Source organism: Tenacibaculum tangerinum, assembly GCF_029853675.1.
Lineage (GTDB): Bacteria > Bacteroidota > Bacteroidia > Flavobacteriales > Flavobacteriaceae > Polaribacter > Polaribacter tangerinum_A.
The window spans coordinates 744,974-761,336 of record NZ_CP122539.1 but is presented as its reverse complement, the minus strand read 5'-3'; the positions used below and the strand labels follow the sequence as shown (position 1 = coordinate 761,336).

Genomic DNA, 16,363 nt, shown 5'->3' with positions numbered 1-16,363 from the left:
GAATTATGTTATCGAAAATCATACAATTCACCATAAAGAATAAATTTATAGTTCTATTATTTACCGTATTTTTAATAGGCTTTGGAATTTATTCTTTATCACAAATCTCAATAGGGGCAGTACCTGATGTAACTAATAATCAAGTACAAGTAATTACAACATCAAGAAATCTTTCTACTCAAGATATAGAACAGTTTATAACCTATCCTGTAGAGTTAGAAATGGCAAACTTACCAGGGGTAAAAGAAATTAGATCAATCTCAAAGTTTGGATTATCGGTAGTAACCATAGTTTTTGAAGAATCTATGGGAACTTATTTACCAAGGCAGTTAATAGCCGAAAAAATAAAAGCAGCTTCAGAAAAAATTCCAGAAGGTTTTGGTTCACCAGAAATGGGGCCTATTACTACCGGACTTGGAGAAATTTATCAATATATTTTAGATGTAAAACCACAATTTAAAGATCGTTATACATCTACAGATTTACGTACCATCCAAGATTGGATTGTAAAAAGGCAATTATCAGGTATTTCTGGTGTTGTTGAAGTAAATACTTGGGGAGGGCATTTAAAGCAGTACGAAGTAGCTATTAACACTCAAAAGTTAAATGCGATGAATATTTCAGCAAAAGAAGTATTCACAGCGTTAGAAAATAATAATAGTGTAACCGGAGGTGGTTATATTGAAAAAGTAAACCAGTCATATTTTATTAGAGGTGAAGGTTTAGTTAAAACGCTTAATGATATAAAAGACATTGTTGTGACCAATAAAACAGGAATTCCTGTATATGTAAAAGATATAGCAGATGTTGGTTATGGAAGTGCTACACGTTTTGGGGCTATTACAGCAAACGGAGAAGGAGAAAAGGTTTTAGGACAGGTAATGATGCTTAAAAATGCAAGCTCAAAAGATGTTATAGAAGCTGTAAAAGAACGTGTAGCTATTATTGAAAAAACGCTGCCTGAAGGCGTGTTTATTAATCCATTTTTAGAACGAAGTGAACTTATAGGTAAGACAACCTTTACAATTACAGAAAACTTATTACTAGGTTGTTTAATTGTGATTTTAGTGGTCGTGTTATTATTAGGAAACATCCGTTCAGGTTTGGTAGTCGCTTCAGTAATTCCTCTATCACTCTTATTTACATTATCATTAATGTACATTTTTGGTATTGATGCTAATTTAATGAGTTTAGGAGCAATAGATTTTGGAATTATTATAGATGGAGCTGTAATTATTGTTGAATATATTACTTTTAAAATTACACAACAAAAAGATACTTTCATTACATTAAACAAAAAAGAAAAACAAAAAATTAAAGATAACGTTAGTAATGAAGGAGCTTCAAAAATGATGAATTCTGCCGTATTTGGTCAATTAATAATCCTAATTGTTTTTATTCCAATTTTATCACTAAGCGGTGTTGAAGGAAAAATGTTTAAACCAATGGCACTAGTCTTTAGTTTTGCATTAATAGGAGCAATTTTATTATGTCTAACATACGTTCCTGTAATGTCTTCATTATTTTTAAAACCATCAAATATTACTGATAAAAATATCTCGGTACGATTAATTAATAAATTGAATCAAAGATACATTCCTATAATTGATTGGGCTTTAAAACACAAAAATGCAGTATTTGGAATTGCGTCTTTTATGTTATTACTTTCAGTATTTATCTATTCAAGAATGGGAGGGGAGTTCGTTCCTACTTTAGATGAAGGGGACTTTGTAATTCAACCCGTTTTAAAAACAGGAACTACACTAAGTAATACTATAGAAACAACGACTAAAATTGAAAAAATTTTAAAAGAGAATTTTCCTGAAGTAAAACAAGTTGTTTCACGTATAGGAGCAGCAGAAGTACCAACTGATCCAATGAGTATGGAAGAAAGTGATGTAATTATCACATTAAACCCAAAAAGTGAATGGACTTCTGCAAAAAGCAAGGATGAGCTAGCTGACAAATTTAAAGAAGCATTATCCATCATACCAGGCATGGAAGTAGAGTTTACACAGCCTATTGAGATGCGCTTTAACGAATTAATCACAGGAGTAAGAGCCGATATTGCTATTAAAATTTTTGGAGAGGATTTATCTGTTTTAGCACGTAAAGGAAATGAAATAAAAAGGCTGGTAGAAAATGTAGCAGGAGCTTCTGATATTGTTGTAGAGAAAATTGAGGGATTACCTCAAATGAATGTAGCCTATAATAGAGCAAAGATAGCAAGGTATCAACTTAATATTAATGAAGTCAATGAAATAGTATCTATGGGGTTTGCAGGAAGAACAGTTGGAAATGTTTTTGAAGGAGAAAAACGTTTTGACTTGGTGGTGCGGTTAGATGAATCAAAACGCACAGATATCAGTGATTTAAAGGAACTGTATATAGACTTACCTAATGGAGGAAAAATTCCATTAGAAGAATTAGCGACAATATCTTACCAAAAAGGCGCCGCAAAAATTTCAAGAGATGACACCAAACGTAGATTAGTTGTAGGAATTAATGTAAGAAATAGAGATTTGCAATCGGTAGTAGATGATGTACAACGGTTGATAGGAGAAAATATAAAACTACCTACAGGATATTCAATTACATATGGTGGGCAGTTTGAGAATTTACAAAGTGCTTCAAAACGTTTAATGATAGCTGTTCCTATAGCTTTGATATTAATTTTTATAATGCTATACTTTGCCTTTAAGTCGGTAAAAGAAGCTCTAATAATTTATTCAGCAATACCTTTTGCAGCTATTGGAGGTGTTTTATTACTATGGTTTCGTGATTTACCTTTTAGCATATCAGCAGGTGTTGGTTTTATAGCTCTGTTTGGTATTGCAGTGCTTAATGGAATTGTATTAATAGAACATTTTAAAGAATTAAAACATAAAGAATTTACAAGTGTTGAAGCATTAGTAAAACACGGAGCGACCAACCGTTTAAGAGCTGTGTTACTAACAGCCACAGCTGCAGCATTAGGTTTTTTACCAATGGCGATTTCAACAAATGCAGGAGCAGAAGTTCAACGTCCTTTAGCAACGGTGGTTATAGGTGGTTTAGTAACTTCTACATTGTTAACATTGGTTGTATTACCTGTTCTGTATTCAATCTTTCACAAACCAAAAAAAATAAAAATCAATAAAAAAACAGCAAGTTTATTTGTAGTTTTTCTTCTTGGAGGATTGTATACCACCATACAAGCACAACAAGCCCAAGAAAACTTACGAAGTTTAATTGATTTGGCTATTGTAAATAATAAAGGGTTACAGGCACAAGAATTAAAAGTAAAAAAAGCCCAAGCTGCTATTGCTTCAGCTTATAGTTTTGATAAGACTGAAGTATATTATAATAGAGATGAGAACAATACGGTTGCTAATCAACCATTAGATATTTTTGGAATTCAACAAAACTTTGATTTCCCAACAGTGTATAGTGCTAGTAAAAAAGTTCAAAAGTCAGTATATAACTTACAAAAAAATCAATTTCAAACAACTAAAAAGAGGTTGATTAAATCAGTAGTAAATGGTTATTATACTTATCAATATGTAAAAGTCCAAGAAAGTATTTACAAAAGCTTAGATAGTTTGTATAATAAGTTTTCATATGCTGCTAAAAGACGTTTTGATTTGGGAGAAACTAATTATTTAGAAAAAATAACGGCACAAGCAAAACATAAACAAATTAAAAATGATTATAGAAAAAAGAAGGTTGCAGCACGTATTGCTTATCAAAAAATACAGGCTTTAGTGCAAAGTAAAGATAGCTTAGATATTTTGGAAGAAAAGACGATTCAACCTCTAGAAATACAACACATTAATTTAAATGAAATAACTGAAATTCAAGAGTATTTTGAAAAAGAACAATTGGCTAAAAGACAATTATCGCAACAAAAACAACAGTTGTTACCAGGTTTTTCTTTAGAAGTATTTGGAGGAAGTAATAAACAAGTTGATAAAAACTTTTATGGATATCAAATAGGAGTTAAAATTCCTTTGCTGTTTGGAGGAGCGACCTCTAAAATAAAACAATCAAAAATAGCTAAAGACATAGCAGAGAGTGAAACTTCAAATTATAAAAAGCAATTACAAGTGTATTATAAAAACCTTCAAAATAAATTAGAAGAAAGTAAAACAGCACTTGCATATTATATAGACGAAGGATTGCCTTTAGCAAATGAAATTTTGAAAACCGCTAATACAAGTTTTAAACATGGTGAAATAGACTTTTTTCAGTATATACAAAGTATCGAAAATGCTTATCAAATAAAACTAGCTTATGTTAAAAATATAGAAGCATATAACAATATTGTAATAGATATTAACTATTTAACTTATTAAGAAGAAAATGAAATATATTTTATATAGTATCCTGTTTGTAATGATAATGGGATGTAAATCAAAAGAAAACGAAACTACTAGTAAAAATACAAGCCCTGTAGAAGAAGGTAAATTTTTTATAAGTAAAGAACAATGGGAAAAGAATAATATGAAATTAGTCTCTGTTAAAGAAAAACAGTTCCCTACAACAATTAAAGTTACAGGAAAAATAGACGTACCACCTAAAAATAAGGTAGTTTTAACAGCAAAAATGGGCGGGTTTGTAAAAAGTATTCCAATGTTAGTTGGAGATAAAGTACATAAAGGACAACGTTTAGTAACTTTAGAGAGCCAGAAATTTGTAGCAATGCAGCAAGAGTATCTAGAAACTAAGAAAGAAATAAATTATTTAAAATCAGAATTTAAAAGACAAAAGTTATTATTTGACGAAAATATAACTTCAGAAAGAAATTATTTAAAAGCAAAAAGAGATTTTGAAGTAGCACAAACAAAACTTGTGAGTTTGCAAAAACAATTACAAATGATAAATATACGTGTAGGTGAATTGGATGATGATTCAATAGCTTCTTTTACAGGTGTTTATGCACCAATTTCAGGAAGCGTTACAAAGATAAAAGCTGTTACAGGATCTTATATTTCATCTGCTGATGAAATTTTAGAGATTGTAGACAATAATCATTTACACTTAGAGCTCTCGGTTTTTGAAAAAGATGCTTTAAAATTAAAAATAGGACAAGAAATAAGTTTTATTGTTCCAGAACAATCACTTCAAAAATATAAAGCAAAAGTACATTTAATAGGAAAAAGTATCAATGATAACCGAACGGTAGATGTACATGCACATATTGAAGAAGAGCAGAAAGACTTTTTTTTAGCAGGTATGTTTATTGAAGCAGTAATAAAAGTTGATAATAAAAATATTTATGCTTTACCAGAAACAGCAATCGCAGAAGTTGAAGGAGAAAGTTTTGCATTAATATTAGACAAAAGCGTAAACGAAGGTTATTGGTTTCAAAAAGAAAAAGTAACTTTAGGAAGCACTTTTGAAGGTTTTGCTGAACTAAAAGATACAACACTCAAAACAGAGAGTAAGTTTTTAGAAAAAGGTGTATTCAACTTATTAATTGAATAAAAAAATGGAAAAAGAATCCACGAGTAATTTAGAAGAACATATAGAAAACCATTACATCAATAGAAGTAATTGGCTGAGAGCTGCTGTTTTAGGAGCTAATGACGGAATCTTGTCTACCTCGAGTATCGTAATCGGAGTTGCCGCTGCAAGTGATACCAAAGAGCCTGTGGTGCTTGCCGCTTTAGCGGGACTAATTGCAGGAGCTTTATCTATGGCAGCAGGAGAATACATTTCGGTGAGCTCATAAGCAGATATTGAAAAGGCTGATTTAAAAAGAGAGAGAGAAGCCTTGAAAGATAGTCCGAAAATGGAATTACTTGAGTTAGCAGAAATTTATGAAAATAGAGGGCTTGATAAAGAAACTGCGTTAGAAGTAGCGAAACAACTCACTGCACACAATGCCTTAGAAGCACATGCACGAGACGAATTAGGGATTAACAGTACCACACAAGCAAATCCTATACAAGCTTCGTTAGCCTCTGGAGCAGCGTTTATACTAGGGGCAATTTTACCCTTATTAGTGGCGATTTTTCTACCTTTAAAAAACATGATTTACTATCAATATATATTCTCAATTGCTTTTTTAATACTATTGGGTGCCATCGCAGCAAAAGCAGGAGGTTCTAGTATCTTAAAAGCAGTACTGCGCATCACCTTTTGGGGGACAGTTGCTATGGGATTAACAGCATTAGTTGGGTATTTATTTAACTTTAATGTAGACTAATTTTTATATATTTAAAGAGCAAAGAAGCAGTAAAAATGTAGTTCTTTGCTTTTTTATTTAAGAGAAGATGTTTCAGACTAAGAGAAAGAAAATAGCACTAATTTTAACTTTTGTAGGAATAGTTCTATACTATTTTTGTTTGCCTAAAAACTTATTTACAAACCCAACATCCACAGTTGTTACAGCAAAAAATAATGAACTGTTAGGGGCTGTAATAGCTGGTGACGGTCAGTGGCGGTTTCCCGAGTTAGATTCCGTTCCCAAAAAGTTTGAACACTGTATTCTGCAATTTGAAGATGCATATTTTTATAAACACTTCGGATTCAATCCTATTTCTATAGGAAAAGCAATGGTAGAAAATATCAAAGCAAAACGAGTTGTACGTGGAGGAAGCACCCTAACCCAACAAGTAATCCGATTGTCTAGAAAAAATAAAAAGCGTTCGTATGGTGAAAAGCTACAGGAGCTTATTTTAGCTACTAGATTAGAATTTAGACACTCTAAAAAAGAAATTTTAAAACTCTATGCTTCGCATGCACCTTACGGTGGGAATGTTGTGGGTTTAGAAATGGCATCGTGGCGTTATTTCGGGTTGCAACCACATCAATTATCATGGGCAGAGAGTGCTACCTTGGCAGTATTACCCAATGCTCCGTCTTTGATATATCCAGGGAAAAATCAACAAAAATTAAAAATTAAAAGAAATAAGTTGTTAGCGAAGTTACACGAAGAACAAATCATCGATCAAATTACCTATGAACTAGCGATTGAAGAAGAACTCCCTCAAAAACCGTATCCACTACCTACTATTGCACCACACTTTGTGCAAGAAGTAACGCAGCGATATAGCGGACAACGTATAAAAAGTTCTATAGATATTCATCTGCAAAAACAAGTGAATAACTTAGCAAAGCAACATTACAACCGTCAAAAACAAAATGAAGTATACAACATGGCGGTTTTAGTTTTAGATGTTAACTCAAGAAAAGTCTTGTGTTATGTGGGAAATTCCCCAACCGATAAAGCACATCAAAAAGATGTAAATAACATCATTTCCCCCAGAAGTACAGGAAGCACTTTAAAACCGTTTTTATATGCACAAATGTTACTTTCGGGCGATATTTTGCCCACCCAATTAGTAGCAGATGTGCCCACAGAAATAGCGGGCTACTCTCCTAAAAATTTCGATTTAACATTTGATGGTGCAGTACCAGCAAACGAAGCATTAACACGTTCGCTAAATATACCATCGGTACGTATGTTACAACGTTACGGATTGGAAAAATTTAGAGAAGATTTAAAAGCATATCACATCAATGATATCAACAAATCGGCAGATTATTATGGACTTTCATTAATCTTGGGGGGTGCTGAAGCAAGTTTATGGGATTTGTGCAAAACCTTTGCAGGCTATGCAGGAATTGTAAATCACTATGAAGATTTGAAACATAAATACTATCAAAAAGAATTTGCAGAGCCTAGCTTTTTATTTGATAAAAAAGCAAGCTTTGGAGAAACTCAAGAAAACTATGCTACAGTAGATGCCGGTTCGGCATTTTTAACCCTCAATACACTTACAGAAGTAAACAGACCGTATACCGACCAAGCTTGGAAATATTATGACTCTTCTCAAAAAATAGCTTGGAAAACAGGAACCAGTTTTGGTAATAAAGATGCTTGGGCAATAGGCGCAACACCAAAATATGTAGTAGGGGTGTGGATCGGGAATTCAGACGGAGAAGGACGCCCCGGACTTACGGGTGTTGGAAGTGCCGCACCACTGATGTTTGATGTTTTTAATGTGTTGCCAAAATCAAGTTGGTTTTTAGAACCTTATGAAGATTTGGTTGAAACTACGATTTGTGAAAAAAGTGGTTTTTTAGCCAAAACTATCTGTCCGTCAGTTATCAAAAGAGTTCAAAAAAGCGCTGTAAAAGCAAGATCTTGTCCATACCATCAGCAAATTACTGTAGACAAGTCCGAAAAATTTAGAGTAAACGCCAACTGTGAATCCACCAGCAATATGCTAACAAAATCATGGTTTGTATTACCACCATTAATGGCATACTATTATCAACAAAACAATGCAGATTACAAACCATTACCAAGATTTAGGTCAGATTGTAATCGATTAGAAAAAAATACAATGGATTTCATTTTTCCTGCAAAGTATGTATCGAAAATATCGCTAACCAAAGGAGAAGATAATAAACAAAATCCTATAATTATAAAGGTAACGCATGCTGAATTAGAAGCCAAAGTTTATTGGTATGTAGACAACGAATTTATAGGAATCACAGAACAATACCACGAGCAGGCAATTCTTCCAACAGAAGGTACGCACACAATTACAGTTATAGATAATATGGGCAATGAGTTAAAGAGAATCATTGAAATAAAAAATTAACGAATTATAAAAGGGGTTTAATTAAAAACTGTATTTTTAGTCCTTTAAAAATTATATATGTTAGAACTAGCAGGAATAATTATACTTGGAATTTTGGCGCAATGGGTAGCTTGGAGATTTAAAATTCCAGCGATATTACCTTTAATATTAATAGGATTATTAGTAGGTCCCATAGCCGCAGAATTTTTTAATGAAGATGGAAGCAAATGGATAGAACCTATATGGAATGGTACCAATGGCTTATTTCCAGGAGACGGATTGTACAATTTCGTGTCATTATCTATTAGTATTATTCTTTTTGAAGGAGGGTTAACACTACGCAGAGGAGAAATAAAAAATATAGGTCCCGTTATTACAAAACTAATTACTTTAGGAGCTGCTGTTACGTTTTTCGGAGGAGCCATCGTAACACATTACGTATTTGGCTTGAGTTGGGAGCTTTCCTTTTTATTTTCAGGATTAATTATTGTAACAGGCCCTACTGTAATAACACCCATTCTTAGAAACATACCACTTAAAAAAGATGTTTCGGCAGTTTTAAAGTGGGAAGGAATACTCATAGACCCTATAGGAGCTTTAGTAGCAGTACTTGTATTTGAGTTTATTAGTGTTGGAGGTGGTGCAGGATTTACACAAACAGCACTGTTAGAATTTTTGAAAATTCTTTTGTTTGGAACTACCTTCGGATTCACCTTTGCACACGCGTTAATTTTTGCAATTAATAAAAAATGGATACCGCATTATTTGTTAAATGTAGTTTCCTTGTCTACCGTGTTATTAGTATTTGTAGAGTCGGAACTGTTTGCACACGAATCGGGTTTATTAGCTGTTGTGGTTATGGGAATGGTATTGGGGAATAGCAAATTAAAGAATTTAAAAGAAATTTTATACTTCAAAGAATCACTAAGTGTACTGTTAATCTCGATTCTATTTATTTTACTATCAGCTAACATAGATTATAAAGAACTCATGTTATTGTATGAATGGAAAACCCTGATTTTATTCAGTATAATTGTATTCTTAATTCGTCCGATAGCAGTATTCTTAAGTGCTTATAAATCCAATTTAAAAACAAATGAAAAGTTATTTATTAGTTGGGTAGGGCCAAGGGGTATAGTAGCAGCAGGTATTGCCTCTTTATTCGGTAGTAAGCTGCTAAAACAAGGAGTTGCAGGAGCAGAATACATTACACCGTTGGTTTTTATGGTGGTGTTGGGTACCGTTTTATTAAATGCCACCACGGCAAGGTTATTTGCTAAGCTAGTAGGAGTGTTTTTAGAGCGTTCTAATGCCATAATGATTGTTGGAGCTTCTGATGTGTCAAGGTTAATAGCGAAGTACTTAAAAGATAATAAACGCAGAGTGGTGTTGATAGACTCTAATGTTGGCAACGTAGAAAAAGCAAAGCAAGAAGGCTTAGAGTCGTTTGAAGTCAACATATATGATGACGAGCTTACCAATAATATAGAATTGAATGATGTAGGATATTTAATAGCGATGACAGGTAACGATTCAATTAACAAATATGTGCTTTCTAACTTTTCATCGGTTTTTGGTGAACAAGGAGCGTATCGTTTAGCGACTTCTAAAGAAGTTATCACGAAAGATTACGACGATGAAGAACATTTATTTACTGTAGAAGACGATTATATCAACTTGGTAGAAGCAGTGAGAGACCACCCAGAAGTACACGAAACACAAATACATTCTATCGAAGATTATAAAAACAAGATAGAAGAAATTAACAGAGAACAAAAAGCAATTCCAATTTTTGTTAAGAATAAAAACAACGAACTGTTACTCATATCTGAGTTTGAAAAGAATGTAAAGAAAATAGAAGACTGGAAACTAACATATATTGGAAAGAACTTAAACATCTAACCCAAACGTATTTTTTAATTTTTCAATCAACGGATTTTTTTCTTTCAGTTTGTCGTATTTCTCTTGCGGGGTATAGGCAAACTTTTTTTCTACCGTTTCATTCACAATAATGTTGAGTTGAATACCGTAGTTGTTTAATTTCTCTCGTAAAAACTTCAATAGTTTAGGTTTACCTTTCTCTAGCTGCGTTTTCATTAAACTGTTTGGTAACGAAAACAAAATCGTAAAATCTTCTTGCAGCCTAGGCTCGTCAGAAGCTAAAATAGCTGCAATACTACGCTCGCCAAAATTTTGTAACTGAAAGTAATATTTTTTCCAAGCATCTTTTAATTCCTCTTGTGTAAAAGGAGTTCTTGGATGGTTGTCGTAATTTTCTTCTACTTCTAAATTATTTTTAACTTCCTTTTTTTGATGTAAACTTTTGAAAGATAGGGCAGAAGTACGACGTTTAATATTCTTTAAAACAGGCTTAGTGGGCGGAGTTGCGACTTCGCTAGTATGTACTACGGGAATAACTTTTTTAGGTGCTGTTGTCGCAATAGATTTAGCTTCAGTTTTTGTAACTAAAGGAGATAAGGATGTAAAAAAAGTAGCAGGAATTATGTAGTTGCTAGATTTTTTTTTGCTCCATCAAAAGTGATAGAGGCAATTTGCATTAACGTAAGTTCTACCAATAACCGTTGGTTTTTACTTCCTCGATATTTCAAATCGCAATCGTTGGCTTTGTCTATTGCTGCTAGTAAAAAAGACATACTCGCTTTAGTAGCCTGTTCTAAGTAGCTTTTTTTAATAGTATCACCAACCTCTAACAAAGCTACAGTAGCTGTATCTTTTGCTACGAGTAAATCTCTAAAATGCGAAGCCAATCCGTTGATAAAGTGATGCCCTTCAAAACCTTTATCTAATACCTCATTAAAAGCCATTAACACTTCGGGTATTTTATTTTCAAGTAGTAAATTCGTGATGTTAAAATACACGTCATAATCCAATACATTAAGGTTTTGTGTAACCGCTTCACGAGTTAAATTATTTCCAGAGAAACTAACCACTCTATCAAAAATAGACAGTGCATCACGCATAGCACCATCTGCTTTTTGCGCAATGATATGCAGGGCATCATCATCAGCGGTAATGTTTTCTCTTTCGCAGATCGTTTTTAAATACTCTTTGGCATCCAATACCCCAATGCGTTTGAAATCAAAAATTTGACAACGAGAAAGTATTGTTGGAATAATTTTATGTTTTTCAGTAGTTGCTAAAATAAATATTGCATGGGCAGGAGGTTCTTCTAAGGTCTTTAAAAAAGCATTAAAAGCAGCTTGTGAAAGCATGTGAACCTCGTCAATAATATATACTTTGTACTTTCCTGTTTGAGGCGGAATACGAACCTGATCGGTTAAATTACGAATATCATCAACCGAGTTGTTAGAGGCTGCATCTAGTTCAAAAATATTAAAAGCAAAATCTTCCTCTTCGGTAGTTGCATCTTCTTGATTAATGCGTTTTGCTAAAATACGGGCACAAGAGGTTTTACCCACCCCACGAGGTCCTGTAAATAATAAAGCTTGTGCTAAATGGTTGTTTTGTATCGCATTTTCTAACGTATTGGTAATGGCTTGTTGCCCTACTACATCCTCAAAGTTTTGAGGACGATATTTACGTGCCGATACTATAAAATGTTCCATTAAAGTTTACTATTTACCCGAACAAAAATAGAAAACGTAGTGGCAACGAGCAAACAAAATTCTTAAGGAAATGGTAAAGTTGTAAACAATTGTAAAATTTATAAAATTTGTACGACCAATCAACAGACACATAATATTAATTTATATGAAGATATTTAAGATAGTAACAGCGTTTACAGCTATTGTTTTAGCGATTGTCTTATTGAGTTTTTCACAAAAAAAAGAAGAGAAACGAAAAGAAAAGTCAGTACAAACAAGCTCAGAAACCAAAGTGGCTTATTTTGCCAGCGGTTGTTTTTGGTGTGTGGAAGCAATTTTTGAAAGCGTTTATGGAGTGGAGGAAGCAGTATCAGGATATGCAGGAGGGCATACCAAAAATCCTACGTATGAAACCATAGGTACGGGTAGCACAGGACATGCTGAATCGGTAGCCGTGTATTACAATCCTAAAAAAGTAAGTTTTCAAACTTTGGTAACCGTATTTTTTGGTTCACACGACCCAACAACTAAAAACGGACAGCATCCTGATTATGGTTCTCAATATCGCTCAATTGCATTTTATGAGAATCAAGAGGAAAAAGAAATCATAGAAAATACCATTATAAAACTAAATAAGGAGGTTTATGATGGAAGAATAGTTACCGAGGTGATGCGTATGGATACTTTTTATCCTGCGGAAGAATATCACCAAAATTACGAACGTTTACATCCTGAAAATCCGTATGTACGAAGCGTTTCAATTCCCCGATTACATAAATTCAAACGTAAATTCCCCAAGTTGCTTAAAAAGGAAGAAGAATAAATTTTTATCATAAAGTTTGTTTATATAAAACACCCCAGCAATAGTGATTGCTGGGGTGTTTTTATAAAAATACGATGTATTATTCTACCGTTATAGGGAAACTAATCTCTACATCAGTTTCTCCACCAGCATTAGTAATGTTGCCTTCTTTTACACCAGTAGCAGATTTATTAGGTTCGTGTCTTAAAGTTACAGTATACACTCCAGTTCCTGCACCTTCAGTAGATACTGTAAAATTAATACCCACAGGATTACCATTAGAATCATTAGTACCAGTATAGGTAAACGTACTGGCTATTCCGGCTGCGCTGTAAAAAAATTGATGCTCATCGGCTTCAGCTGCAACCTCATCCGTAATATTTTCGGCAGGTGTTTCTGTTTCGTTTAATAATGTAATTACTCCGCTGTAAGTTGTATTGGCTTTTAAAGTACCACCTTGTATTTCGGGAGCATTAGGACCATCACCATCCAAGTCTCTACTTTGTAAAATTACTTTTTCAGTACCATTTGTTAATTCGATGGTAACCGTTGTAATTACCTCTTCTTCGTTTACAGGTACTGGGTCATCATCATTTGAGCAAGCAGCTAGTATGGTTAATGATAAAATGAATAATACGCTTAGTGTTTTAATATGTTTCATAATAGTATTTTTTAATAATTAATTTTTAATTGAATTTTAAAGTTTCTTCCTAAATCATCAGCAAAAAAACGCAATCTATTGAGATAGTTTCTATAAGACTCATTCAATACATTATCAACAAATACATTTACATTTAAGTGTACTTTTGATAGTTTGAATTCAAATCCAGAAGAAAAATTTAATAGATGATATGCTGGTGGAGGAGTGCTAATATCAACGAGTACCGATTCATTCAAGGTGGGTAAAAACACATTGAAATTATTATTAGGATACTCGTTTTGCCTAGCATTAAATTCGCTTTCTATTGAAGCGAAAAAATGATTCCAGTTTTCTTTCTTAAAAACTAGCGAAGTTGTGGTTTTAAAAGGAGGAATGTCGAGTAGAGGTCTGTTTCCAGAAAGGTCTCTTCCTTTTAAAAGTGAACTTTTGTTGCTTACTGAAAAGTTATTGTTTATTTCGTATTGTATATCGGTGTCAATACCAAATAGTTGTGCATTAACTTGTTTATAAGACCAAACGGGGAAAGCTCCTCTGTTGGTTGTTTCTTGACCGCTTGGTTCTATGTAAATAAAATCTTTAATATGATTGTAAAACGTTTCTACACCTAGATTTAATTTTTCGTTATTAAATTTATAGGAAGCAGAAAATCTGTTAGAAGTTTCAGTCTTTATACGTAAATCACCTAACTCTATCCGAGCAGCAGAATGATGAAGTCCATCGCTAAACAACTCAGAAGGGTTTGGGGCTCTATTTGCTAAACCATAATTAACCGTAAATGTATTTTGTCTATTTACATTATAAGTTAAGCCAAGAGATGCCGAAATGTTATGATAGGTAAATTTCGGATTTGTTAATAACTGAGAACCAGACACATCGGGATCAATGATAATATCACTAAAATCATCTTGATAATTCAAATTATACCATCTAGATTGCTGATAAAACTTTTTGGCATTGATATGCTCTACATCATATCTGAGTCCACCAGAAAACATAAAAGTATCGAATTTGAAATTAGCAATGCTATAAACCCCGAAGTTAAACCTATCATAATCAGGTATTAATCTTCTAACTTTGGTAATAGGATCTGAGAAGTTGTTTTCATAAAAGCCATGAATACCAACTTTATAAATACGATCTAAGTTTGAGTCTAATTTTAAATCAGTTTTAAAACTATGTGTTTTGAGTTTTAAATCAACTGCTTGTAAATTAGCATTATCACCAATACGTCTGTCAAATTCTAATCTGTGATTAACTTGATAGTCATATTGCAAAGACAACATACCAAATCCTTTAAATCGTTTATAGAAATTTGTTTTGAGTAGTTGATGAGTAACATCTTGCTTAGGGTTATTAATGTCGTAACTAAAGTCTCTAATTATCGAAGGTTTGTCACTCTCGATAGCAGTAACTAAATCGGAAACATTACCAAAATGAGATGCACTTAAAATTCCTATCTCATTTGACAAATAACTGTAAAAAGCTTCAAAACCTTTTTCAAACTTTCGGTAACCAGTATTAATGGTAAACGCCTTTTGGTTAATTCCGGTATTGGTAAGGTTGTAATTAGCAGCTTCAAAGTCACCAGCTCTTTTAAAAGAAGCTTGTCCGTTTACATACCAACCACTTTGGTAACTTTTATTTAAACTTGTCATTACAGAAAATAAACGACCATTGGTTTGTTGCGAAATAATACTTTTACCGTATAAAGTATCTTTTTCGATACTACTTTTGGTTGGGTTTATAATTACAACACCACCAATAGCATCACCTCCGTATTGCAAAGCATTTGCCCCTTTGATAACCGATATAGATTGTGCGGCATTCACATCAATGTTAGGAGCATGTTCAACACCCCATTCTTGGTCGTGGAGTCTTACATTATTAAAAGAGATAAGAACTCTACTACCATTTAGCCCATTAATAACAGGCTTTACAATGTTATTACCTGTATTAATTGAAGATACTCCCGATATGCTTTTTATAGCATCACCTAAGCTACCACCGCTAAATTTCTCTAACGTTTTTGTTTTTAACAACGTTTCTTGAGCTGTTTTGGTTTTTAAACCTGTTGCCCCTTTTATGTGAATTTCTTTTAGCTCTTCTTCGTGGTGCTCTAAGTCTATTATCTTAAAGATATTACTTGAAACATTCAACTCAAAAGTTTGAGGTTCACAAGCTACGTGAGAAACTTCAATGGTACTATTACCCGAACACACATTAGGAATTGAAAATTTTCCTTCAGAGTTAGTCACCGCATATTTGTTTTGATTTTTAATAAAAACGGTGGCTCCTATTATAGGTGATTTATCATGGAAATCTTCTACTAATCCAGAAAATGTGTATTCGCAATTTTGACTTTCTACTGTGCTAAAAGATAGTAATAATATGAAAATCAAAATACTACGTTTTAATTTCATTAAATTTAAAAATTTTAGTTTTTTAATTAATTTGATATTAATAAAAACTATTTGGAGGGGCTCTTGAAAGTTTCTTTGAGTTATGGTATACTGATGCAATTTGTGATTTTAAGCTAAAAGTAGCCTTGAAAAAAGCGGGAACAATTACCTCAAAATCTTGTGCTAATCTTTGAGAAAAAAACTTAAATTGATAGTGTAGTTGATCACAGTCTATATCACTTTCATGAAAGTGATGATCGTTTTTAGAAACACAAATCGTATGCTCATGTTTTTCAAAAACATGAGCCAATTGTACCATCGACGGAGCGAGTAATACAAAAGCACTAAAGAGAATTATA

9 protein-coding genes and 2 pseudogenes are annotated in these 16,363 nt (G+C 33.0%); 6 read left to right on the top strand and 5 right to left on the bottom strand.

Going from position 1 to position 16,363, the window contains the following annotated elements; all coding sequences use genetic code 11:
* The first annotated feature begins 5 nt into the window (after positions 1-5).
* The 5 genes and pseudogenes from P8625_RS03230 to P8625_RS03210 all read left to right on the top strand — a co-directional run bounded on the left by P8625_RS03230 (position 6) and on the right by P8625_RS03210 (position 10,478).
* Entirely contained in the window at positions 6-4,334 is a 4,329-nt protein-coding gene (locus P8625_RS03230) for a CusA/CzcA family heavy metal efflux RND transporter (protein ID WP_279652062.1), read from the top strand.
* Positions 4,335-4,341: 7 nt separating this feature from the next.
* Positions 4,342-5,466 (top strand): efflux RND transporter periplasmic adaptor subunit, encoded by a 1,125-nt coding sequence (locus tag P8625_RS03225; RefSeq protein WP_279652061.1) that lies wholly within the window; start codon positions 4,342-4,344, stop codon positions 5,464-5,466.
* A gap of 4 nt (positions 5,467-5,470) precedes the next feature.
* Positions 5,471-6,190 (top strand): annotated as a pseudogene (locus tag P8625_RS03220) (VIT1/CCC1 transporter family protein).
* Positions 6,191-6,329: 139 nt separating this feature from the next.
* Positions 6,330-8,597 carry a penicillin-binding protein 1C gene (gene pbpC, locus P8625_RS03215; protein ID WP_322790507.1) on the top strand — a complete coding sequence of 756 codons (2,268 nt, stop codon included), beginning with the start codon at positions 6,330-6,332 and terminating at the stop codon, positions 8,595-8,597.
* A gap of 57 nt (positions 8,598-8,654) precedes the next feature.
* Positions 8,655-10,478 (top strand): cation:proton antiporter, encoded by a 1,824-nt coding sequence (locus tag P8625_RS03210; RefSeq protein ID WP_279652059.1) that lies wholly within the window; start codon positions 8,655-8,657, stop codon positions 10,476-10,478.
* On the opposite strand, the gene P8625_RS16330 is transcribed toward P8625_RS03210, so the two are convergent.
* Entirely contained in the window at positions 10,467-10,673 is a 207-nt protein-coding gene (locus tag P8625_RS16330; RefSeq protein ID WP_407704785.1) for a hypothetical protein, read from the bottom strand. The two genes, P8625_RS03210 and P8625_RS16330, sit on opposite strands and share 12 nt — an antisense overlap.
* A 143-nt stretch (positions 10,674-10,816) precedes the next feature.
* A pseudogene (gene dnaX / locus P8625_RS03205) lies at positions 10,817-12,163 on the bottom strand (DNA polymerase III subunit gamma/tau); the annotation flags it as partial.
* A gap of 145 nt (positions 12,164-12,308) precedes the next feature.
* Here dnaX and msrA point away from each other — a divergent pair.
* Positions 12,309-12,965, top strand: a complete 657-nt coding sequence (gene msrA, locus P8625_RS03200) for a peptide-methionine (S)-S-oxide reductase MsrA (protein ID WP_279652058.1) — start codon at positions 12,309-12,311, stop codon at positions 12,963-12,965.
* Positions 12,966-13,044: 79 nt separating this feature from the next.
* Here the strand turns inward: msrA and P8625_RS03195 are convergent, their stop codons facing one another.
* The 3 genes from P8625_RS03195 to P8625_RS03185 are packed head-to-tail and all read right to left on the bottom strand — an operon-like array spanning position 13,045 to position 16,323.
* The gene (locus P8625_RS03195; protein WP_279652057.1) at positions 13,045-13,605 is read right to left on the bottom strand and encodes a type 1 periplasmic binding fold superfamily protein; all 561 of its coding nucleotides are present in this window, start codon (positions 13,603-13,605) and stop codon (positions 13,045-13,047) included.
* An 11-nt stretch (positions 13,606-13,616) separates the two neighbouring features.
* Complete coding sequence (locus P8625_RS03190) at positions 13,617-16,004, bottom strand: TonB-dependent receptor (RefSeq protein WP_279652056.1); 2,388 nt, start codon at positions 16,002-16,004, stop codon at positions 13,617-13,619.
* Positions 16,005-16,062: 58 nt separating this feature from the next.
* Positions 16,063-16,323 carry a hypothetical protein gene (locus P8625_RS03185; RefSeq protein ID WP_279652055.1) on the bottom strand — a complete coding sequence of 87 codons (261 nt, stop codon included), beginning with the start codon at positions 16,321-16,323 and terminating at the stop codon, positions 16,063-16,065.
* Positions 16,324-16,363: the final 40 nt, after the last annotated feature.